General features: G+C 69.8%; 21 protein-coding genes. 9 read left to right on the top strand and 12 right to left on the bottom strand.

Annotation, left to right across the window (positions count from 1 at the left end; genetic code table 11):
- Positions 1 to 222, top strand: a complete 222-nt coding sequence (locus Pflav_RS49040; protein WP_415624401.1) for an IclR family transcriptional regulator domain-containing protein — start codon at positions 1 to 3, stop codon at positions 220 to 222.
- Positions 223 to 298: 76 nt separating this feature from the next.
- Complete coding sequence (locus Pflav_RS28845) at positions 299 to 1,447, top strand: GH12 family glycosyl hydrolase domain-containing protein (RefSeq protein ID WP_173039699.1); 1,149 nt, start codon at positions 299 to 301, stop codon at positions 1,445 to 1,447.
- A gap of 68 nt (positions 1,448 to 1,515) precedes the next feature.
- Here the strand turns inward: Pflav_RS28845 and Pflav_RS28850 are convergent, their stop codons facing one another.
- Entirely contained in the window at positions 1,516 to 1,836 is a 321-nt protein-coding gene (locus Pflav_RS28850) for an STAS domain-containing protein (protein WP_173039701.1), read from the bottom strand.
- A 92-nt stretch (positions 1,837 to 1,928) separates the two neighbouring features.
- On the opposite strand from Pflav_RS28850, the gene Pflav_RS28855 reads away from it, so the two are divergent.
- The gene (locus Pflav_RS28855) at positions 1,929 to 2,993 is read left to right on the top strand and encodes a DNA polymerase ligase N-terminal domain-containing protein (RefSeq protein WP_173039703.1); all 1,065 of its coding nucleotides are present in this window, start codon (positions 1,929 to 1,931) and stop codon (positions 2,991 to 2,993) included.
- Here the strand turns inward: Pflav_RS28855 and Pflav_RS28860 are convergent.
- The 9 genes from Pflav_RS28860 to Pflav_RS28895 form a co-directional block, all read right to left on the bottom strand.
- On the bottom strand, positions 2,979 to 3,848 hold the full coding sequence (locus tag Pflav_RS28860) for an NAD(P)-dependent oxidoreductase (protein ID WP_173039705.1): 870 nt from the start codon (positions 3,846 to 3,848) through the stop codon (positions 2,979 to 2,981). The two genes, Pflav_RS28855 and Pflav_RS28860, sit on opposite strands and share 15 nt — an antisense overlap.
- Positions 3,849 to 3,853: 5 nt before the next feature.
- Positions 3,854 to 4,531, bottom strand: coding sequence for an SDR family NAD(P)-dependent oxidoreductase (locus Pflav_RS28865; protein ID WP_173039707.1), 678 nt, complete (start codon positions 4,529 to 4,531; stop codon positions 3,854 to 3,856).
- On the bottom strand, positions 4,528 to 5,418 hold the full coding sequence (locus Pflav_RS28870) for a cupin domain-containing protein (protein ID WP_173039709.1): 891 nt from the start codon (positions 5,416 to 5,418) through the stop codon (positions 4,528 to 4,530). Before Pflav_RS28870 ends, Pflav_RS28865 begins: the two co-directional genes overlap by 4 nt.
- A complete protein-coding gene (locus Pflav_RS28875) occupies positions 5,415 to 6,770 on the bottom strand; it encodes an amidohydrolase family protein (protein ID WP_173039710.1) in 1,356 nt (451 codons plus the stop codon). The genes Pflav_RS28870 and Pflav_RS28875 overlap by 4 nt, the downstream gene beginning before the upstream one ends.
- 11 nt (positions 6,771 to 6,781) lie before the next feature.
- On the bottom strand, positions 6,782 to 7,774 hold the full coding sequence (locus Pflav_RS28880; RefSeq protein ID WP_173039711.1) for an alpha-ketoacid dehydrogenase subunit beta: 993 nt from the start codon (positions 7,772 to 7,774) through the stop codon (positions 6,782 to 6,784).
- On the bottom strand, positions 7,762 to 8,739 hold the full coding sequence (locus Pflav_RS28885) for a thiamine pyrophosphate-dependent dehydrogenase E1 component subunit alpha (RefSeq protein WP_173039712.1): 978 nt from the start codon (positions 8,737 to 8,739) through the stop codon (positions 7,762 to 7,764). The genes Pflav_RS28880 and Pflav_RS28885 overlap by 13 nt, the downstream gene beginning before the upstream one ends.
- The gene (locus Pflav_RS46395) at positions 8,736 to 9,320 is read right to left on the bottom strand and encodes a M24 family metallopeptidase (RefSeq protein ID WP_232072050.1); all 585 of its coding nucleotides are present in this window, start codon (positions 9,318 to 9,320) and stop codon (positions 8,736 to 8,738) included. The genes Pflav_RS28885 and Pflav_RS46395 overlap by 4 nt, the downstream gene beginning before the upstream one ends.
- Positions 9,302 to 10,048 (bottom strand): hypothetical protein, encoded by a 747-nt coding sequence (locus tag Pflav_RS46400; RefSeq protein ID WP_232072052.1) that lies wholly within the window; start codon positions 10,046 to 10,048, stop codon positions 9,302 to 9,304. Before Pflav_RS46400 ends, Pflav_RS46395 begins: the two co-directional genes overlap by 19 nt.
- A 66-nt stretch (positions 10,049 to 10,114) precedes the next feature.
- The gene (locus Pflav_RS28895) at positions 10,115 to 10,840 is read right to left on the bottom strand and encodes a helix-turn-helix domain-containing protein (RefSeq protein ID WP_197938782.1); all 726 of its coding nucleotides are present in this window, start codon (positions 10,838 to 10,840) and stop codon (positions 10,115 to 10,117) included.
- Between the two features lie 128 nt (positions 10,841 to 10,968).
- Between Pflav_RS28895 and Pflav_RS28900 the strand changes: the two genes are divergently transcribed.
- The 3 genes from Pflav_RS28900 (at position 10,969) to Pflav_RS28910 (ending at position 14,542) form a co-directional block, all read left to right on the top strand.
- Positions 10,969 to 12,654, top strand: coding sequence for an NAD-binding protein (locus Pflav_RS28900; RefSeq protein ID WP_173039713.1), 1,686 nt, complete (start codon positions 10,969 to 10,971; stop codon positions 12,652 to 12,654).
- A gap of 36 nt (positions 12,655 to 12,690) precedes the next feature.
- Positions 12,691 to 13,128 carry a vWA domain-containing protein gene (locus Pflav_RS28905; RefSeq protein ID WP_197938783.1) on the top strand — a complete coding sequence of 146 codons (438 nt, stop codon included), beginning with the start codon at positions 12,691 to 12,693 and terminating at the stop codon, positions 13,126 to 13,128.
- Between the two features lie 88 nt (positions 13,129 to 13,216).
- Positions 13,217 to 14,542 (top strand): tetratricopeptide repeat protein, encoded by a 1,326-nt coding sequence (locus tag Pflav_RS28910; protein ID WP_173039715.1) that lies wholly within the window; start codon positions 13,217 to 13,219, stop codon positions 14,540 to 14,542.
- A gap of 3 nt (positions 14,543 to 14,545) precedes the next feature.
- On the opposite strand, the gene Pflav_RS28915 is transcribed toward Pflav_RS28910, so the two are convergent.
- Together Pflav_RS28915 and Pflav_RS28920 are read right to left on the bottom strand one after the other, a co-directional pair.
- Positions 14,546 to 15,517, bottom strand: coding sequence for an acetylxylan esterase (locus Pflav_RS28915; protein ID WP_173039717.1), 972 nt, complete (start codon positions 15,515 to 15,517; stop codon positions 14,546 to 14,548).
- Positions 15,517 to 16,554 (bottom strand): LacI family DNA-binding transcriptional regulator, encoded by a 1,038-nt coding sequence (locus Pflav_RS28920; RefSeq protein ID WP_173039719.1) that lies wholly within the window; start codon positions 16,552 to 16,554, stop codon positions 15,517 to 15,519. Before Pflav_RS28920 ends, Pflav_RS28915 begins: the two co-directional genes overlap by 1 nt.
- A 269-nt stretch (positions 16,555 to 16,823) precedes the next feature.
- Between Pflav_RS28920 and Pflav_RS28925 the strand changes: the two genes are divergently transcribed.
- From Pflav_RS28925 to Pflav_RS28935, 3 genes are all read left to right on the top strand, one after another.
- Positions 16,824 to 19,214, top strand: coding sequence for a beta-xylosidase/alpha-l-arabinosidase (locus tag Pflav_RS28925; protein ID WP_173039721.1), 2,391 nt, complete (start codon positions 16,824 to 16,826; stop codon positions 19,212 to 19,214).
- A gap of 62 nt (positions 19,215 to 19,276) precedes the next feature.
- On the top strand, positions 19,277 to 20,203 hold the full coding sequence (locus Pflav_RS28930; RefSeq protein ID WP_232072054.1) for an ABC transporter permease: 927 nt from the start codon (positions 19,277 to 19,279) through the stop codon (positions 20,201 to 20,203).
- A complete protein-coding gene (locus Pflav_RS28935) occupies positions 20,200 to 21,117 on the top strand; it encodes a carbohydrate ABC transporter permease (RefSeq protein WP_232072056.1) in 918 nt (305 codons plus the stop codon). Before Pflav_RS28930 ends, Pflav_RS28935 begins: the two co-directional genes overlap by 4 nt.
- The last annotated feature ends 3 nt before the right edge of the window (positions 21,118 to 21,120 follow it).

Below are 21,120 nucleotides of genomic sequence, written 5' to 3' on the forward strand. Positions count from 1 at the left end.
CTGGCGCAGACGCGGGTACGGGGGTACGCCGTCGACCGCGAGGAGAACACCGACGGCATCGTCTGCTTCGCGATCGCGGTACCCCTCGCCGACCCACCGGCCGACGCGATCAGCATCTCCGTGCCGGCCGCCCGGATCGGGCCGGAGAGCGAGGAGCGGATCGCCAGCGCACTCAGCCGAGCCATGGATCAGTTAAGGGCCGCGCGCAGCATGTTTTCATAACCATGAATATGTCCTAACCTCATGGGAGCGCTCCCGTCCGACCCCACCCGGACCCCACCCATGAGAAGGAGCACCCATGAGACGCCCGATACGCGCGTTGGCCGCGATCGGCCTGTTCATCGCGGGCACCGCCGCGGTCGTCGCTGTCGCCACGCCTGCGCAGGCCGACGTCCGCATCTGCGAGCAGTTCGGCTCGACCACGATCCAGGGCCGTTACGTCGTGCAGAACAACCGCTGGGGTTCCAGCGCTGAGCAGTGCATCAACGTGACGGACACCGGCTTCTCGATCGTGAGCCAGCAGGGCAGCGCGGCGACCAACGGGGCGCCACTGTCGTACCCGTCGGTCTTCTTCGGCTGCCACTACACCAACTGCTCGCCGGGCACCAACCTCCCGATCCAGGTCAGCCAGATCAGCAGCATCCCGACCAGCATCGGCTACACGTACGCGAGCGGTACGTACAACGCGTCGTTCGACATCTGGCTGGACCCGACACCGCGCCGGGACGGGGTCAACCAGATGGAGATCATGATCTGGTTCAACCGCCAGGGCCCCATCCAGCCGATCGGCTCCTCGATCGGCAACGGCACGGTCGCCGGCCGCACCTGGGACGTATGGCGTGGCAGCAACGGCTCCAACAACGTCATCTCGTACGTGGCGGCGTCGCCCATCAACAGCTGGAGCTTCAACGTCCTGGACTTCGTCAACGACATCCGCAACCGCGGCGCGATCACCAACTCCTGGTACCTGACCAGCATCCAGGGCGGCTTCGAGCCGTGGAACGGCGGCGTCGGGCTCGGCGTCAACTCGTTTACGACGACCGTCAACCAGGGCACCCCGCCGACGAGCCCCCCGCCCACCAGCGTGCCGCCGACCACCCGCCCGCCGACGACGCCCCCGCCGGGCGGCGGTGGCGCCTGCCGGGTCGCGTACACGGCGAACTCGTGGAACAACGGCTTCACCGGCAACGTGACCGTGACCAACACGAGCTCCAGCACGGTCAACGGCTGGACGTTGGGCTTCTCGTTCCCGAGCGGCCAGCAGATCACCAACAGCTGGAACGCGAACGTGACGCAGAGCGGCTCCTCGGTGAGCGCGCGGAACGTCAACTACAACGGCACGATCGCCCCGGGCGCCAGCGCCTCGTTCGGCTTCCAGGGCACGCACGGCGGCACCAATGGTGCGCCCACCGGCTGGACGCTGAACGGGACAGCCTGCTCCTCCTGACCTAGCTCACGCCACACTGATCGGGGCGCCCTCGGGGCGCCCCGATCGCTGCGCCGGAGTGACCCGGGTCAGGCGGCCGTCGGGTAGGCGCGGCCCATCACCTGGCGCAGCTGGGCCGCGCCGGTCACGGTGAAGCGCTGGCCGGCGGCCAGGCGTAGCTCCAGGCCCCGGCCCTGCTGGGCGGCGCGGGAGGCGGCCGCCGCGAGGGCCGTGACGATGCCGTCGTTGACGGTCGGCACGCGGACAAGGTCGATGACGATCGGAGTGGCCCGCTCGTCGACGATGTCGGCGAGCGCGTCGTGAATGCTGGCGGCAATGGTGGCGTCGAGCGGACCTTCGGCGTAGACCAGGGCGGCCTCGCCGAGACGGATGACGGTGAAGTGGGACAACGCCCTCACCCCGGGGCCAGTTGGCTGGTGTCTTCCACGGTACCCATCTCGCGCCCATGCGATACCGCCGCGACGCGGCCACAATTGCGACTATGGGCGACCGGCTGGACGAGTACCGCCGAAAGCGCGATGCCAAGCGGACGCCGGAGCCGGTGCCCGCGCGGCGCCCGACCGCGGGCGGCGACGACATGTTCGTGATCCAGCAGCACCACGCCCGCAGCCTGCACTGGGACTTGCGGCTGGAGCGCGGCGGCGTACTTGTCTCCTGGGCCGTGCCTCGTGGAGTGCCCCGCGACCCGGCCCGCAACAACCTCGCCGTGCAGACCGAAGACCATCCGATGGAATACAAGGACTTCCACGGCGAGATCCCGGCCGGTGAGTACGGCGGCGGCCGGATGACGATTTTCGACCACGGTACGTACGAGACGGAGAAGTGGCGCGACGGCGAGGTGATCGTGACGCTGCACGGCGAGCGCGTCTCCGGCCGATACGTGCTGTTCCGCACCGACGGCAAGAACTGGATGATCCACCGGATGGATCCGCCGCCGGCCGGGTTCAGCCCGATGCCCGACCATGTCGCGCCGATGCTGCCGGTGCGCGCGGCGAAGCTGCCCGCCGACGACGAGGCGTGGGCGTACGAGCTGGCCTGGGAGGGCGTGCGCGCGGTGACCTACGTGTCCGGCGGCCGCCCGCGCCTGCTCGGCGGCGACGACAAGGAGATCACCGCGTCGTACCCGGAGGTGCGGGAGATGGCCGAGGCGCTGGCCCCGACCGAGTGTGTGCTCGACGGTGTGATCGTGGCGTTCGACTCGGACGGGCGGGTGAGCGAGGCGGCGCTGCGCCCACGCGTACGAGTCACCGACGGCGCCGCCGCTCGCCGGGTGGCGTCCCGGGTGCCCGTGCAGTACCTGGTCTTCGACCTGCTCTGGGTCGAGGGCCGGGCCACCGTGGACCTGCCGTACGCCGAGCGGCGCGAACTGCTGACCGCACTCGACCTGGCCGGGCCGCACTGGCAGGTGCCGCCGCACTTCACCGGCGGCGGCGAGTTTGCCCGGCAGGCCAGTCGCGAGCAAGGCGTCGGCGGCGTGGTAGCCAAGCGCCTGGACTCGCCGTACCTGCCGGGCAAGCGCACCCGCCAGTGGCTAGAGCTCCCCTGAGAGGGTGCGCAGATATGTGGCGACGCCGCTCATGTCCCTGTCGCCCAGCGCAGCGGCGACCGCGGCGGTGGCCACGCCGAGGTTGGCCTCCGCCTGCGGCATCCGCGCGCCTACCCGCGCGGCGAGCTGCCGTACCAGGTCGAGGTCCTTCGCCACCAGGTCGAGGCTGAACGCGACAGGCACCTCGTCGGGCCGCTCGAACGCCGCCCGCTTGTACGACACGAATGCCGAGCCGATCGCGCTGTTGGCGAACACCTCGTACGTGGTCTCGCGCGGCACACCGGCACGCTCGGCGAGTACGAGCGCCTCGGCAAGCGCCTGGTTGAGCCCCAGCACGACGGTGTTGATGGACAGCTTGACGATCGCGCCCGAGCCGAGCGCACCGACGTGGAAGACCTGGCGGGCAAGCAGGTCGAGGACGGGACGCACCCGGTCGACCCCCTCGGCGGGTCCGCCGACCATGAAGGTCAGCTGCCCCTTCTCCACCAGCGCGATGCTGCCCGACACCGGCCCGTCCAGCAGCGTGGCGCCGCGCCCGGTGACGAGCGGCTCGACCCCGCGTACCGTCTCGGGGTCGATCGTGCTGCTCTCCACGACGACGACCCCCTCGCGGAGGCCCGCCGCGACGCCGTCCGGGCCGTCGTAGGCGGAGCGCACCGCCGCGTCGTCGGCGAGCGACACGAGCACGACATCGGCCGCCGCAACCGCCTCGCGGGCAGTGCCGGCTACCGCACAACCCGTCGCCGCGGCCTTGGCCGGGGTGCGGTTCCAAACCACTACCTCGGTGCCGGTCTCGCGCAGCCGGACCGCCATCCCGGCGCCCATCCGCCCGACGCCGATGATCGCAACCTTCAAAGAACTCACTTGAGAAGCCAGCCTCCGTCTACGGGCAGGTTTACGCCGTTGATCGCCCCATTGCGGAGCAGGAACACCACGGCGTCGCGGACCTCGTCCATGGCCGCCAGCCGGCCGAGCGGCGTACGCGCCACGACGTGGTCCAACGGCTTACCCTCCCAGTACGGGCTGTCGCCCACGATGCCGGGGTGAATGCCATTGACCCTGATCGGGGCGAGTTCGGAGGCGAGCGTGTGTACGAGGCCGACCACGCCGCCGTTGACGGTGGAGACCGTGGTGGATCCGGGGTACGGCCGCTGCATCGCCTGCCCGCCGAAGATCACCACCGAGCTTCCGGGATGCATCTTCGGTACCAGTGCGTGCACCACCTCGGTGTAGCCGACCAGCTTGAGCGTGACGAGCCGGATCGCCCGCTCGATCACGTACTCGGCGGCCGTGTTGTGGTCGCGCTCGATCGCGGCCAGCACGAGGTGGTCGACCCGCTCAACCCCGGCGAGCGCGTCGGCGATCGTCGCCGGCTCGGCCAGGTCGAGCGCCACACCACGGGCGCCAACCTCCTTGGCCACCCGCTCGGCCCGGCCCGAGTCACGGCTGGTCAGCACGACGTCGTCGCCGAGGTCGGCGAAGAACCGGGAGACCTCCAGGCCGATGCCCGCCGAGCCACCGACAACAACAACACTCATGAACTCTCCTCCTTGTGGAGCGCGTCCCGCAGGTACGTCCAGTCGCGGGCGAAGCGGTAGGAGTGGCGGGGCGGCGGCTGTGGCGCCTGCGTCTCCAGCCACCGCACGGGGCCGTCGCCGGCGTTCGCGAAGCCGTGCACGCAGCCGACCCCGGCGAAGGCCACGTCACCCACTTCGAGGCGATAGGTCTCGCCGTCGAAGGTCGCGTCGGTGGCGCCTTCGAGGATCAGGTACGTCTCCTCGAACGGGTGGTCGTGTGCGCCGGCCACGCCGTCCGGCTCGTACTGCACCATGAACATCGTCGACAGGTCGGCGCCGAGGTCGCTGTCGACCATCATCTTCACCGTGATGCCGCTGTAGACGAGCAGCGCGGTACGCATGCTGGCCGAGACCGCGAGCAGGTCCTGGCTCTGCTTGCCCGGGTCCATGTGCTGCGGCGAGATGTGGCCGAACGACTGGGTACGCGGGTCGCGGGTGTCCACCGGCAGCACCGGTCCGGGGGCCGCCAGTGCCACCGGCAGCGTGTCGCCGTCCAGCCGCCCGCGCGGCTGCGGCGCCTGCATCTGCGCCCACCGGGCCGGCTCGTCGCCGAGGTTGCGCCAGGCGTACGGCACGCCGGTGTTGACGAGGCCGTAGTCGCCGGGCTCCAGCCGGTACGACCCGCCCGGTGTGTCCATCACGGCCGAGCCGCTCAGCAGGAACACCGACTCCTCGTACCAGTTGACCTGGCTGGGCACCGAGGCACCCGGCGCCAGCTCGCAGACCGCGAAGCCGGTGTGCACCGCGCCCAGCACGCTCTCGTCCACGATGGACCATCGGGCGAAGCCGCCGGAGACGGCGGTGAAGGCCGCCTCCGACGCCCGGCGCACGACGTGACGAGATGTCACGCCGGTACCGCCTTCTTGTCCGCCACCGCGCCCAGCAGCCGGTCGCGGGAGTTGTCCACCAGCACGCGGGCCCGCTCGACGTCGGCCAGCAGCTTGCCGTCCCGCTTGCGGAACTGGCCGGCCACCAGCACGGCCTCCACATTGGACACATCGGCGCACAGGGTCACCGCGGTGACCGCGTCGTGCACCGGCACCATGTTGATGCCCCGCGCGTCGATCAGCACGATGTCGGCCTGCTTGCCCACGGTCAGCGAGCCGGTACGGTCCTCCAGCCCGGCCACGTGCGCGCCGTTGAGCGTGGCGATCTCCAGCATCTGCCGAGCGGTGAGGTGCCCCTCGGCCGGCTCGTTCTTCTCCCAGTAGATCGCGTTGCGCCGGGCCCGGTCGGTACCGAACGCGCTGCGGATCTGGGTGAACATGTCGCCCGGCACCGTGGTCACCACGTCGACCGAGAGGCTGGGGCGCAGGCCGTGCTCGATGGACTTGGCCACCGGCGGCCAGCCGTGCCCCATCTGCACCTCGACCTGCGGGGCCACCGAGATCGTGCCGCCGGTACGGGCGACGAGCCCCCACTCCTCTTCGCTGAAGTAACAGCAGTGGATGTACGTGGTGTCGGGGCCGAGCAGGGCCAGCTCGTCGAGCTGCTTGATCATGCCGAAACGGCCGGCCAACCGTCCCATCGCCACGTGCACGGTGATCGGGATGCCGAGGTCGCGGGCCATCTCCCACTCGGCGCGTACGACGTCGTCGACGCAGAAGCCGGGGCCGCGGGTGGCCAGACCCATCGTGAGCAGCCCGCCGGAGGAGGAGAAGTACGTGTCCCGGATGCGGCGCACGTCGTCCTGTGGGATCACGATCCGGCTCTCGAACCAGTAGTCGGCGAGCGACGTGTTCGCGCTGCCGTACGCGTACTGCGCCCGGATCCCCGCCTCCTGGAGCCCGCGGATGCCGGCGTCCGGGTGGTCCGGGGTGTTGTTGATGTGCGACCAGTCGACGAGCGTGGTGATGCCCGCGTTCAGGCACTCCAGCGCGCCGGCCAGGTTGCTCGCGTACACGTCCTCCGGCGTGTAGACCGGCGCGAACGTGTCCAGGATGTCGACGAAGTAGTCGTCCAGCGTCGCGTTCGGCGCGACGCCGCGGATCGCGGTCTCCCAGGTGTGCCGGTGGGTGTCGACGAAGCCGGGGATGACGATTCGGCCGGCGGCGTCGACCACCTCGGCGTCGGCCTCGATGCGCGGCTCGATCGCGGCGATCTTGTCGTCTTCGATCAGTACATCGCCCTGCGGCAGGTCGCCGAGCAGTGGGTCCATCGTGATGATATGGCCGCCGCGGAGCAGGATACGGTTCGGCATAAGGGGACTCCCTAGTAGGCAGACAGCCTTCTGATTGCCTCGGTGACCTTGCCGACGGTCGGGATCACCTCGGCTTCGAGTGAGTCGGCGAACGGCAGTGGCACGTTGGCGCCGGCGACCCGCTTGATCGGGGCGTCGAGCAGTTCGAAGCCCTCGTCGGCGACGACCGAGACGACGGTGCCGCCCCAGCCGCCCTGGTACGGGTTTTCCTCCACGACGACGAGCCGGGAGGTCCGCTCGATCGAACTCAGGACGGTGCGCATGTCGAGCGGGATGAGGCACCGCAGGTCGATCACCTCGACCGAGATGCCCTCGCCGGCCAGCTGGTCGGCCGCCTTCAGCGACAGCGACACAGTGGAGGCCAGCGCCACGACCGTGACGTCGGTCCCCTCGCGTACCACCGATGCCTGGCCGAGCTCGATCAGGTGGCCTTCCGGTGGGCGCGTCCCGGAGCCCGCGAGCAGCGCCTTGTGTTCGAAGAAGACGACCGGGTCGTCGCTGCGGATGGCGGCCGCCATCAGGCCGACCACGTCGGACGGCGTGGACGGCGCCACGATCTTGAGGCCGGGGATGGCGAACGCCCAGTTTTCCACCGCCTGCGAGTGCTGGGCGCCGAAGCCCAGCCCGCCGCCGTTGGCCGTGCGCACCACCAGCGGAACCGTCACCTGGCCGCCGGTCATGTACCGCGCCTTCGGGATCTCGTTGGCGAGGTAGTCCCAGCAGCAGGCCAGGAAGTCGCTGAACATGATCTCGGCGATCGGCCGCATGCCGGTCATCGCCGCGCCCATGGCGGCGCCGACGATCGCCTGCTCGGAGATGGGTGTGTCCCAGACGCGCGCCGGCCCGAACTCCTTGAAGAGCCCGACCGTCGTCTTGAACACGCCCTCCGCCGCGCCGATGTCCTCACCGAGGCAGACCACGCTCGGGTCGCGGCGCATCTCGCGGGCGATGCCCTCGGCGACCGCGTCCCGGTACGTGAACTTCTCCTTCGTCACGTCCGCCATGCCGCTCCCCCGTCCGCCCAGACGTCGGTGAAGGCCAGCGCCGGCACCGGCTCTGGCGCGTTCTTCGCCGCCGCGATCGCGGCGTCCACAGTGGCCGCCGCCCGGTGGTCGCGGTCCGCGACCGTCTCCGGTGGTACGCCGAGCGCCTCCAGCCGCGCCCGGGCCACGTCGAGCGGGTCATGCTTCATCCACCGCTCCACCTCGTCGGCGGGGCGGTACTTCGCCGGGTCGGCCCGGCTGTGCCCGAAGTGGCGGTAGGTCTGCGCCTCGATCAGCGTGGGCCCCTCGCCCTTGCGTGCCCGCTCGACGGCCCGCGCGACCGTCTCGTGCACGACCACCACGTCGTTGCCGTCGATGATGTCGGCCGGCATGTTGTACCCGGCGGCCCGATCGGCGGCCGGGTTGGGCACCGCGGTCACCGCCTCGATCGGCGTGTACTCCATGTAGAGGTTGTTCTCGCAGACGAACAGCACCGGCAGCGACCACACCGCGGCGAGGTTGAGCGCCTCGTGGAAGGCGCCGATGTTCGTCGCCCCGTCGCCGAAGAACGCCACCGCCACCTGGCCGCTGCCGCGCAGCTTCGCCGACCACGCCGCCCCGGCCGCCATCGGCAGGTGCGCGCCGACGATGGCGTACGAGCCGAGCATGCCGTTGGTCGCCTTGGTCAGGTGCATCGAGCCGCCCTTGGCCTGGCACAGCCCGGTGGCCCGGCTCATCAGCTCGGCCAGGCACTCCTCCGGCGTCGCGCCGCGGGCAAGCGCGTGGTGGTGACCCCGGTACGTGGCGAAGACGTAGTCGTCCGGGCGCATCGCGCTGCTCGCACCGACCGCCACCGCCTCGTGCCCGGCGGCCAGGTGCGTGGTGCCCTTGACCAGCCCGGACATGAAGAGGTCGTGCGCGGCCTTCTCGGTGCGCCGGATCAGCACCATCTCCTCGTACGCGTCGAGCAGCTCCTCCGGCGTCATTCGCCACTCCCGTTCAGGGTGTTGAGGTGGGACTGAGCCTCCCGGACCGAGGGCAGCGGGCCGTCCACTGTCCAGTACCGGCGGCCGGCGATCAGCAGCTTCTCGGCGGGGAATTTCGTGATCACCTCGCACCCGTCGGCGGTGACCACGACCTCCTCCTCGATCCGGGCCGCGGAGTAGCCGTCGCCGGCCGGCCAGTACGTCTCCAGCGCGAAGACCATGCCCTCTTCGAGCACCTCGGGATGGTCCAGCGAGACGAGCCGGCTGAACACCGGCTTCTCCCAGATCGCGAGCCCGACGCCGTGCCCGTACTGGAGAGCGAACGCGGCCATCTCGTCCGGGAAGCCGAACTCCTCCGCGCGCGGCCACAGCGAGACGATGTCGGCGGTCGTCGTGCCCGGCTTGACCAGCGCGATCGCCTGGTCCATGTACTCCCGGCACCGGGTGTACGCGTCGCGCATCCCCCGCGACGCGCTGCCTACCGCGAAGCAGCGGTAGTAGCAGGTGCGGTAGCCCATGTGGCTGTGCAGGATGTCGAAGAACGCCGGGTCGCCGGGGCGGATCAGGCGGTCGCTGTACACGTGGGGTGGGGCGCGCACCGCTCGCCGGAGATCGCGTTGACCCCCTCGACGTACTCGCTGCCGAGGTCGTAGAGGACCTTGCTGACCAGGCCCACGCACTCGTTCTCGCGCACGCCCGGCCGGAGGAACTCGTACAGCTCCTCGTATGCCGCGTCGACCATCGAGCACGCCTGCGCGAGCAGGCTGATCTCGTCGCGGGTCTTGATCCGGCGGGCTTCGAGGAAGACCTGCTGGCCGTCCACGACGGTCAGCCCTTCGGCCTGCAACGCCGCCAGGATCGGCATCTCGATGAGGTCGACGCCGATCGGCGCGTCGGCGACGCCGTGCTCGCGCAGCACGGTGGCGACCTTCCTGGCCACGTCGGCGGCGATACCCGCGTCCGGATGGAACGCGCCCCGCAGCGTGGAGATGCCGGCCCGCGCCCGCTCCTCGCCGTCGAGCCAGGGGTTGTAGAGCTGATGGTGCCGGGCGGCGGAGCCGAAGTCCCAGATCACCGGCTCGCCGCCGCGCGGGAGCACGGCAAACCGGATGAGCTTGTCCATCGCCCAGGTGCCGATGTGCGTTGACGTCAGATAGCGGATGTTGGCGAAGTCGAAGGTGAGCAGCGCGCCGAACTCCGACGCGTCCAGCTGCGCCTTGAGCCGGTCAAGGCGCTCACGGCGCAGCCGATCAAGGTCGACTCGCTCTTCCCAGTCGACGGCATTCGTACCGAACGTGCGGATAGCCACCGCGTCCTCCTCACTGAGGCGACACCCCAAGTGAAGGACGTGTTAAGGGCTCGTGTCAAGCGTCACTTAACGGCTGCCCGGGCCCCGGCGGAAATGTGGAGCGCAGCGGAGCATTTTCGTTGGGTGGGTGTTCAGTGGATCAGGGCTCTTCGTGCACGTACCAGACGCCAACCGCGGGCGTGACCCCGTCGTTGCGGTACCGGTGGGGGTACTCGACGCGAACGAGACCGCGTAGCCGGGGCGCAGCAGGTGCTCCTCGAAGCCCAGCGTGAGGGTCAGCTCGCCCTGGAGCAGAAACCCGTACTCGAAGCCGGAGTGACGCATGAGCTGGTCGCCGCTGGACGAGGTGCCGCCCGGCGCGTACGTCACCAGCAGGAAGTCGATCCGCGTGCCGGGCAGGTGGCCGAGGCGCTCCCAGGTCACGCCGGAGTCGAGCCGGAGCACCTCGCGCGCTTCAGGCCGGACGATCGGGCCGATGCGGTGCCCGGCCGGCTGACTGAGCCCGTGCACCGCCTGGAGCACCGCGCCGGAGAGCGGCCCGCCGACCGGCCCGCGATCCGCCGCCGGGGCCGACTCCGCCTCGGCGCCGTCGAAGACGTCCTCGACGGAGATCTCCAGCGCCTTGGTGATCGCGTACAGCGTGCTGACCGAGGGTCGACTCTTGCCCGTCTCGATCTGGGAGATCAGGCTCGCCGACACGCCCACCGCCCGCGCCAGGGCGCGCAGGCTCATGCCGTGGCGCTGCCGCGCCTCGCGGATGCGCTCGCCGACCGGTGGGAGTGCAGTGGTCACGCACCGCATCGTACAGCCCTGCTGAACAAAGTCATGCGGGCCATTGATCGCTTTGAGTCATACAATAGCTACTCACCGGATATGGAGGTGGGCGTGGCCGGCGACAAGCGGTACACCCCCGTCCCGGCGTGCGCGCACTCTTCATCGCCGCGGCGGCGCTGTCCCTCCTATTCGGATACATAGGACTTCACCAGTACATGGGGGAATCGGCCCGGTTCACCGACGTCCTCTACAACGCGCTCCAGCTCTTCGTCCTCGGGTCACCGATGACCGACGACGGAGGCCCATACCCGATACCCCTGGAGATCGCCCGCTTCGCCGCGCCCGGCGTCACGTTCTACGCACTTGTCGAGGCGCTGCGGCTTGTCTTCGCCTCGGAGGCCGAGCGGCTGCGCGCGCGGCGGGCGCGCAACCACGTGGTGATCTGCGGCCTTGGACCGGTGGCAACGACCTTGTCCCGGCAGCTCAGGGCAGCCGGCCACACGGTTGTACACATCACCGACAGCCCCAGCCAGGCCATCGGCAGGGGCCGGCGCTCCCTTCTCTGCGTGGTGGGCGACGCGCGCAACCCGGATGTACTGCGGGCGGCCGGCGTCGCGCACGCCAACGCCGTCTATGCCTGTGCGGAGGACAGCGCGACGAACACGGCCATCGCGCTCGCCGCCGGCCGCCGGCAGCGCGGCGAACGCCCGCTGGCCGTCTACGCCCAGGTGCAGGACCCTGAGCTCTGCCTCGCGCTCCAGGCGCGGCACCTGGGCACCACCGAGCCGCCGGCGATCCGGCTCGACTTCTTCAACGTCGACGACCTGGCCGCGCGCCATCTGCTGGCCAAGGAGCCGATCGTTCCCCCGCTCGACCGGCCACCACGGTTCCTCGTCGTCGGCGCCACGGCGTTCGGCCGCGCGATCATCGTGGAGCTGGCCCGGCAGTGGCGGGTGCTCGCGCCGGCCGTGATGTGGCGGGTCGAGGTGGCCGTCGTCGACGACATGGCGACCCAGGTGATCGACGAGCTGGGCTTCCGGTACCCGTTTCTCAACAAGGTCTGCGACCTGCGGCCGTACGACGGAGACCTGCTCACCGTGCTGGCCGGGCCGGACGCCCCGGAGGTGCCCGACCGGGTTTTCATCTGCGACGACGACGAGCAGGTGGCGCTGAAGACCGCGCTGATCGCCGACCGCCTGTGGCGGGGTGGGCCCGGCACGGTGATCGTCCGGCAGGACCAGCTCGCCACCCTCCAAGCCGCCTTCGACGGGGCCCGGGACGAGCGACTGTTCGACGAGGTGTCCGGCACGCTGCGCCTCTTCGGGGTCGTCGACGCGGCGTGCGATCCCGGCCTGATCCGCGACGACCTCGGTGAACGCCTCGCCCGCGTGGTCCACGAGACCTACCTGGTCGCCCGGCAGCGGCGCGGCGAGGGGCCGGACGAGACCCCGTCCATCGCGCCCTGGCAGCGGCTGCCCGACCGGTACAAGGTCGAAAACCGCGCCCAGGCCGCCGACATCGGGCGCAAGCTGCGCGCGATCGAGTGCGTCCTCGCGCCACGCGTGGCGGCCGGAGGTGAACACACATTCACCTCCCAAGATGTGACTCGACTCGCCATCATGGAGCACGAACGTTGGCTGAGCGCTCGGCTGCGCGAAGGCTGGCGGTTCGCCGAAGAGCTGGATGACGACCGTATGCTCCACCCGGGAATCCGCAGGTGGGATGACCTGCCGGACAGCATGCGGACGGTCAACTCGGACGCCATCCGCGAGCTGCCCGGGATGCTCGCCGACTACGGCTTCCGGATCGTCCGGATGAGGGAAGGTTCGTGAATGGCGCGCATTGGGATAACCGGACACGCCCGGCTGGTGGGCGAGACCACCGAGCTCGTGTACGGCGCCGTGGTTGCCGCCCTCCGTCCCTATGCGGGCTCCAAGCTGCACGGCATCACGTGCCTGTGCGACGGCGCCGATCAGATCTTCGCGCGGGCGGTGGTCGACAGCGAGGGCGCCCTTCAGGTCGTCCTGCCTGCCGCAGACTACCGGGACAACATCATCGATCGCGACGACTTCGACCACTTCCTCTCCAAAGCGATACAAGTCGCGACAATGCCCTTTCGATACTCCAATCGGCAGGCATTCCGCGCGGCGAGCGAAGAGCTGCTTCGCCGCAGCGACGTGCTCTTCGCCGTCTGGGATGGCGAGCCCTCCCGCCAGCTTGGCGACACGGCGGATGTCGTCGCGGTGGCCCGAGACCTCGGCGTGCCGGTGGTTGTGGTGTGGCCGGCCGGCGCCCAGCGCCTGTGAGCGGCTATTCGCGCAGGACCTGGCTACGCGAAAGGACCCAGGTGGTAGACACTATGGCGGTGGATTCTCCCTCGTCCTCTTCATCGCGATGCCCGGAAGCACGATGGGCGCCCAAGCCACGTGGACTGACATCGAGGAGATCAAGCACCACCTGTACATCCCGGTGGCGGGTGAGCTGGGCGAGCAGCTCGGCATCGCGGTCGACCTGCGAATCGAAAAGGACAAGACCAGCCAGGGGATGATCCATCAGTCGATGTTCAACGAGGCCCTCCTGGCGCCGGTCTACATAGCCGACCTTTCCGGAGCGAATGCCAATGTCTACCTGGAGCTGGGCGCCAGGTGGGCACTGCGTGACAACGTAACGGTGCTCACCTGCCAGGACCTGGCGCACGACATCAAGTTCAACGTCTCCGCCAACCGCGTTATCCGGTACGGTCGCGGGCCCTCCGAGATAGAGCTGGCCCGGCAGCAAATCGTCGCGGCGATCGTGGAAGGGCTGCGGGGTAAGCACATCGACAGCCCGGTCCGGCAGAACGCGGCTGTCGTGAGTGTCAGCCAGACGGAGTTGGCAGGCTTGCGGTCGGAGGTGGCGAGACTCCGCGAGGAGCGCGGTGAGGAGCTTGTCGCCGCCGCCCTGAAGGCCGACCACGAAGAGCGCATACGACTGCTGAATATGGCGCTCGACAGCAATCCGGGAAACTATCGGGCGCATTTCCAGCTCGGCGTCTCCCTGCGCATGCAAGGCGACTCCGCGGGAGCGCTGACGCACCTCCAGCGGGCGACACGGCTCAATCCGGAAGACGCGCACATCTGGCAGGAGCTGGGCGTCACCCAGAGCCAGCACGGCGACCTGGACGAGGCGATCGAGTCGTTGAAGCAGGCGCTGTCCGTTGACCCGACCTCCGCCGAGGCACACTCAAACCTCGGCGGCGTCTACCGCCGCAAGAGCAGATCAGACGACCCGGCAAAGCCACTCGACACGGCGATGCTGCGGCTGGCCCGCGATGCCTACCAAGAGTCCGCGAAAATCAACGCGAGGGACACGTACCCACTGCTGAACGTGGCCAAGCTCGATCTCCTCCTCGCTGGCCAGGACGCCGATCACCGGCACAAAGCCCTGGAGACCTACCGGACCCTCGAAGACCTGGCTCGGTATACCGCTAGGACGGAGGGTGACAACGACCCGTGGCGCTGGTTTGACCTGGCGGAAATCCTGGCGGTAAACGGAAAGCCGGGTGACGCGGTCGAGGCGCTGAGCCAGGGCTTCGCTCGCCTGGAGGAAAACTACTGGGGCACGGCGGCTCAGTCCGCGAGCGCACCGCTACGGGATTTCATCGTGACCGCGGCATTGCCCGAGGATCGCGTCTCGTCGGTTAAGGCAATTCTGGAGGAGTACGAGAGCCGCCTCGGCTGAGCGTCACTCCAGGTGATATCGCAGCCATCGCAGCTGGCGGCGCACGTGCACAGCCTCGCCGCCCTCGTGGTGGTTGAACGGGTACGCGTAGAGCACCCGGTCGTCGGCGCCGTACTGGTTGTACGCCGCGTACACCGTGCTCGGCGGGCACACCGTGTCGCGCAGCCCGGTGCCGAAATGCGCGGGCGCGTTGGCGCGACGGGCGAAGGCCACACCGTCCATGTAGGACAGCGTGCGCCGGGCCGCCTCCTCGGCCTCCCGGTGCACCGCCAGGAACGTGACGATCTCGCCGTACGGCGCGGCGTCGGTGATGTCGATCGCGCGCTGGACATGGCACATGAACGGCGCCGTGCTGAGCAGCGCGGCGAGGTCGCGCACGAGCCCGGCGACCGCGAGCGCCAGCCCGCCGCCCTGGCTGTTGCCGGCGACGGCGACCCGCGCCGAGTCGACACCGGGTAGCGCGCGGACCGCCTCCACAGCGCGTACGGCGTCGGTGATGAGCCGGCGGTAGTAGTAGTCGTGCGGGTCGAGGATGCCGCGGGTGACCGGCCCGGGCCCGCCCAGCGCGGTGCCGTACGGGTCGGGGGTGTCGCCACCGGTGCCGTACTGCCCACCCTGCCCCCGGGAGTCCATGAGCAGGTGGGCGTACCCGGCTGCCGGCCAGGTGAGCCGCTCGTGGGGCAGCCCGCGGCCGCGCCCGTACCCCAGGTACTCCACCACCGCTGGGATTGGATCGTCCACACCGGCCGGTCGCGTGTACCACGCTCGGATGGGATCACCGCCGTACCCGGCGAACGTGACGTCCCAGGTGTCCACAAGCGACAGCTCGTTCCGGTACGGCCGGCAGTCGACGAGGATCGGCTTGGCAGCCGCCGACTCCACAGTGGAGCGCCAGAAGGCGTCGAAGTCGGCCGGCTCGGGCACGTCCGGCGCGTACCGCTCCAGCTGGCTCAGGGGAAGGTCGAAGAGCGGCATCAGGCGGCCCGCCCCAAGGGTGCGGTGCTCTCCCGGACGATCAGCTCGGTGACGAGGTCGATCCGGCTGGTGGCCAGCTCCTCGCCGCGGGCCAGGTCGAGCAGCATCCGGGTGGCGGTACCGGCCATGTCGCGCAACGGCTGGTTGACCGTGGTGAGCGCCGGGCCGACCCAGGTGGCCACCGGCAGGTTGTCGTAGCCGACCACGGACAGGTCGCGCGGCACGTCGAGGCCGAGATGGCGGGCCGCCCGCATCACGCCCATCGCCTGGATGTCCGAGCCGGCGAAGATGGCCGTCGGACGGTCGGGGCGCTGGAGCAGCTCCAGGCCGTGGTCGTTGCCGCTGTGCGCGGCGAAGTTGCCGTATCGCACCAGGTCGGGGTCGACCGCCACGCCGGCCTCGTCGTGCGCCGACCGGAAGCCGGCGACGCGGGCCCGGCTGCACAGCACGTCCTCCGGACCGGAGATCACGGCGATCCGGCGGTGCCCCAGCTCCAGCAGGTGGCGGGCGGCGAGCAGGCCGCCGTTCCAGTTGTTGGAACCGACGGTGGGCACCGACGCGGACGTGGCGCTGTCGGTGTCGACGACGACGAACGGGATCCGCTGCCGCAGGAGCTGGCGCTGCTGGGCCTTGGTCAGGTGGCAGAGCACGAGGACCACACCGAGCGGCCGCCGGGCGAGCACCGTGTCCAGCCACTGCGCCGACGGGCTGTGTGCGCCGTCGAGCTGGGAGAGCACGATGTCGACCTTGGCGCCGGCGGTCACCGTCTCCACGCCCTTGATGATCTCCATCGCCCAAGCCGTGTCGAACTCGTGGAAGACCAGGTCGACCTGCTGCGAGGTGGCCTGCTGGCGGTTGGCGCGGCGGCGGTACCGGTGACGCTCCAGGCTGGCCTCGACGCGCGCGCGGGTCTCGGGCGCGACGTCCGCGCGCCCGTTGAGGACCTTGGACACGGTCGTGACGGAGACGCCGACCTCACCGGCGATGGTGGCGATCGTCGCGGATCCGGGCTTGGCGACCGGACGGGGAACGGTCATCGAAAACTCACGCAGCCTACTCGGAAAGTTTCGGCAGACTCCGCCACGGACGGCCCGACCTTGGCCAGCCTCGCCAAGGCCGGGACAGCCACGCCCAGGCATGACCCACAGGACCATACACCAAGTTGACCATTGCAATCGACCCTCTTGACATCGATCGCTACCGACGCCTAAGTTGCCGCCATATGTAACGGAGTTGTTGCGGAAATTTTCGAGCAATCAACTCCTCCGACGCGGCGATTCGCGCCCCCAGACATCGAAGGGGTGGCATGGCAGGCCAGGTACCGGTCGAGACGGAGTTCGCGCCCGCGGCAGCCCGGTGGCGCGACCCGAAGCTGCCACCGGCCGAGCGGGCCGAGGCGCTCCTGCCGTTCATGACGCTGGAGGAGAAGCTCGCCCAACTCGTGGGCGTCTGGGTGGGCGCCGATGCCGACGGCGGCGGGGTGGCTCCGCACCAGGCCGACATGGTGGACGGCGCGCCGTGGAGCGATCTGATCCAGCACGGGCTCGGGCAGCTCACCCGCCCGTTCGGCACCGCACCGGTCGACCCGGTCCTGGGCGCCCGCTCGCTGGCGGTCTCCCAGGCGGAGATCGCGGCCGCGAGCCGCTTCGGCATCCCCGCGCAGGTGCACGAGGAGTGCCTGACCGGCTTCGCCACCTGGCGCGCGACCGCGTACCCGACGCCGCTCTGCTGGGGTGCCGCCTTCGACCCGGACCTTGTCGAGGAGATGGCCGGGCAGATCGGCCGGTCGATGCGTGCTGCCGGCGTGCACCAGGGGCTGGCACCGGTGCTGGACGTGACCCGCGACTACCGCTGGGGCCGTACCGAGGAGACCATCGGCGAGGATCCGTACCTGGTCGGCACCGTCGGCTCCGCGTACGTGCGTGGGCTGGAAGGCGCCGGCATCGTCGCCACGCTCAAGCACTTCGCCGGCTACTCGGCGTCCCGCGGCGGCCGCAACCACGGGCCGGTCTCGATGGGGCGGCGAGAGCTGGCCGACGTGGTGTTGCCCCCGTTCGAGATGGCGCTGCGGCTCGGCGGTGCCCGCTCGGTGATGAACTCGTACGCCGAGGTCGACGGCGTCCCGGCCGCGGCCGACGTGGCCCTGCTGACCGGCCTGCTCCGCGAGGAGTGGGGCTTCACCGGCACGGTCGTCTCGGACTACTTCGCGGTGAAGTTCCTGCTGACCCTGCAAGCCGTCGCCGCCGACCCGGTGCACGCCGCCGCGCTCGCCCTGCGCGCCGGGATCGACGTCGAGCTGCCCACGGTGGACGCGTTCGGACCCGCACTCGTCGAGGCGGTGCGGTCCGGCGCGGTGGACGAGGGACTGATCGACCGGGCCGTGCGCCGCGTACTGGCGCAGAAGGCCGAGCTCGGCCTGCTCGACGAGGACTGGCAGCCACTGCCCGACGGTGTGGCGGAGCTGCGCTTCGACGACGAGGCGAGCCGCGACATCGCGCTGCGCCTGGCCCGCCAGTCGATCGTCCTGCTCCGCAACACCGGCGGTGTGCTCCCACTCGCGCCCGGCGCGCGGGTCGCGCTCGTCGGCCCGGTCGCCGACGACCCGCTCGCCATGCTCGGCTGCTACGCGTTTCCGACCCACGTCGGCGTGCGGCACCCGGACCACGAGGTCGGCGTGGAGATTCCGACGCTGCGGGCGGCCCTAGAAAGCCTGCTACCCGGGCTCGCGTACGTGCCGGGCTGCGCGATCACCGGCGACGACCGCACCGGCATCGACGGCGCCGCGGCGGTCGCGGCGGAAAGCGACGTCTGCGTGGTCGCCGTCGGTGACCGCGCCGGGCTATTCGGGCGGGGCACGTCGGGCGAGGGTTGCGACGCCGCCGACCTGCGCCTTCCGGGCGTCCAGACCGAGCTGGTACACGCGGTGCTGGCCACCGGCACGCCCGTGGTCCTGGTGCTGCTCTCCGGCCGGCCGTACGCGCTCGGCGCCGAGTTCGACGGCGCCGCCGGCATCGTGCAGGCGTTCTTCCCCGGGCAGCGGGGCGCGGCGGCGCTCGCCGAGGTGCTCGCCGGCAGGGTCAACCCGTCCGGGCGGCTGCCGGTCAGCATCCCTCAGGACGCGGGTGGGCTGCCGACCACGTACCTGGCGCCGCCGCTGGGCCGACGTACCCAGGTGTCCTCTGTGGACCCGACGCCGGCGTTCCCGTTCGGGCACGGCCTCAGCTACACGACGTTCGAGTGGTGCGACGCCGCCGGCGATGCCGAGTGGCCGGTCGACGGCGAGGCGAGCGTACGGCTGACGGTCCGCAACACCGGCTCGCGCGCCGGCACCGAGGTTGTCCAGCTCTACCTGCACGACCCGGTCGCCCAGGTCACCCGGCCGGTCGTCCGCCTCGTCGGGTACACCCGGGTGCCGCTTGGGCCGGGCGAGGCAGCGCGCGTGTCGTTCACCGTCCCCGCCGACGTCGCCGCCTTCACCGGCGTGCACGGCCGGCGCGTGGTCGAGCCCGGTGACGTGGAGCTCCGCTTCGCCCGGTCGGCCGGCGAGATGGTGGCCGCGGTGCCGCTGCGCCTTGTCGGAAGCGAGCGCGAGGTCGGCCATGAGCGCCGCTTCCAGGCCCTGGCGCGGGTCGATCGCACCGCGCCGGTACCGCGGCAAGCCGTTCGGGAGGGACACGGCGGGGAGGGCGCTGCATGAGTACTCCGAAGATCCTCGATCCGCCTCCGACAACCTTGGCTGAACCGCCTCCGCCGCCTCCCGTGACTCGCAAGGTCCGCAAGGGCCGGCAGAGCTGGCGGCGGGCCATCCGCCGAGACTGGCAGCTCTACTCGCTGGCGATCCTCCCGCTGCTGTTCTTCGTGATTTTCCGGTACCTGCCGATGCTCGGAAACGTCATCGCGTTCCGGCGGTTTCGCCCGGGCGGCAGCATCTTCGGCGAGCGCTGGGTCGGCCTCCGCTACGTACGGATGTTCCTCAGCGATCCGACCTTCTGGGATGTGTTCACGAACACGCTGATCCTGGGCGGTCTGACCCTCCTCGTCTGCTTCCCGCTGCCGATCGTGCTGGCGCTGCTGCTCAACGAGGTACGGACCCGCTACCTCAAGCGCTTCGTCCAGTCGGTTTCCTACCTGCCGCACTTTCTGTCCATTGTGATCATCGCCGGAATGCTCATGCAGATGCTTTCCATCGACGGCGTGGTCAACCAGATCGTGAACGCGCTCGGCGGCGAACCCACAGCGTTCCTTCAGAAGCCGGAGTGGTTCCGCACGATCTATGTCTCCTCCGAAGCGTGGCAGACCGTGGGTTGGGGCACGATCCTCTACCTCGCCGCACTCACCACCATCGACAACGACCTGTACGAGGCGGCCCGGATCGACGGTGCGGGCCGCTGGCGGCAGACCTGGCACGTGACGCTGCCCGGTATCCGGCCGACGATGATGACGCTGCTGATCCTCAACATCGGCACGTTCATGGCGGTCGGCTTCGAAAAGATCCTGCTGATCTACAACCCGCTCACGTATTCGACCGCGGACGTGATCTCCACGTACGTGTTCCGCGTCGGCATCGTCTCCGGCAACCTCAGCTACGCGGCGGCGATCGGCCTCTTCGAGGCGTTGATCGGGCTGACGCTCGTGCTGTCGGCGAACTTCATTTCCCGTCGCACAGTGGGGACGAGCCTGTGGTGACCCTCGGCGCGCTCAAGCGGCCGACCCGGCGAAAGCGAGGGATCCGGCCCACTCGCGGCTACCGCGCCTTTCAGGTGGTCAACGCGATCATCCTGACCGGCGTCGTGGTCGTGACGCTCTACCCGTTCCTGAACATCGTGGCCCGCTCGCTGAGCGACCAGGCCAGCATCATCTCCGGTGAGGTGAATCTCCTCCCGAAGGGGTTCAACCTCACCTCGTACGAGCACGTGATGTCCGACCCCATGTTCTGGAGGAACTACCGCAACACCGTCTACTACACGTTTGTCGCCACCTGCGTCGCCCTCATCCTCACCACCACCTACGCATACGTCCTGTCCAAGAAACACCTCAAGGGCCGGACGTTCCTGGTCGCCGTCGCGGTCTTCACGATGTTCTTCAACGGCGGCCTGATTCCCAACTACGTCCTGGTCACCAGCCTCGGCCTGAAGAACTCCGTCTGGGCCATCGCCCTGCCGAACGCCATCAGCGTCTTCAACCTTCTCGTCATGAAGGCGTTCTTCGAGAGCCTGCCGGTCGAGTTGGAGGAGGCGGGGGCCGTCGACGGCCTCAGCACGTACGGGATTCTGCTCCGGATCGTGCTGCCGCTGTCCAAAGCGATCGTCGCGACGATGGTGCTTTTCTATGCGGTCTCCTTCTGGAACTCCTGGTTCGCCGCGTTCCTCTACATGGACAAACAGGAGCTCTTCCCGGTCACCGTCTACCTGAGAAACCTCATCGCGGGATCGACCGGTGCCGAATTCGCCGGTGCGATCGCGGAGACGGACGAAGCGCAGGTCGGCGCCACCATCAAGGCCGTGACCATCGTGCTCACCACCCTGCCGATCCTGACGGTCTATCCCTTCATCCAGCGGTACTTCGTCTCCGGCATCATGCTCGGCGCCGTGAAGGGTTAGCCG

The organism is Phytohabitans flavus, assembly GCF_011764545.1.
GTDB lineage: Bacteria > Actinomycetota > Actinomycetes > Mycobacteriales > Micromonosporaceae > Phytohabitans > Phytohabitans flavus.

Bases quoted from the DNA above. Each gene is read 5' to 3' on its own strand.
- Pflav_RS28845 (WP_173039699.1), top strand. From the start codon at position 299: ATGAGACGCCCGATACGCGCGTTGGCCGCGATCGGCCTGTTCATCGCG.
- Pflav_RS28855 (WP_173039703.1), top strand. From the start codon at position 1,929: ATGGGCGACCGGCTGGACGAGTACCGCCGAAAGCGCGATGCCAAGCGG.
- Pflav_RS28865 (WP_173039707.1), bottom strand. From the start codon at position 4,531: ATGAGTGTTGTTGTTGTCGGTGGCTCGGCGGGCATCGGCCTGGAGGTC.
- Pflav_RS28875 (WP_173039710.1), bottom strand. From the start codon at position 6,770: ATGCCGAACCGTATCCTGCTCCGCGGCGGCCATATCATCACGATGGAC.
- Pflav_RS28880 (WP_173039711.1), bottom strand. From the start codon at position 7,774: ATGGCGGACGTGACGAAGGAGAAGTTCACGTACCGGGACGCGGTCGCC.
- Pflav_RS28885 (WP_173039712.1), bottom strand. From the start codon at position 8,739: ATGACGCCGGAGGAGCTGCTCGACGCGTACGAGGAGATGGTGCTGATC.
- Pflav_RS28910 (WP_173039715.1), top strand. From the start codon at position 13,217: ATGCCCGGAAGCACGATGGGCGCCCAAGCCACGTGGACTGACATCGAG.
- Pflav_RS28915 (WP_173039717.1), bottom strand. From the start codon at position 15,517: ATGCCGCTCTTCGACCTTCCCCTGAGCCAGCTGGAGCGGTACGCGCCG.
- Pflav_RS28920 (WP_173039719.1), bottom strand. From the start codon at position 16,554: ATGACCGTTCCCCGTCCGGTCGCCAAGCCCGGATCCGCGACGATCGCC.
- Pflav_RS28925 (WP_173039721.1), top strand. From the start codon at position 16,824: ATGGCAGGCCAGGTACCGGTCGAGACGGAGTTCGCGCCCGCGGCAGCC.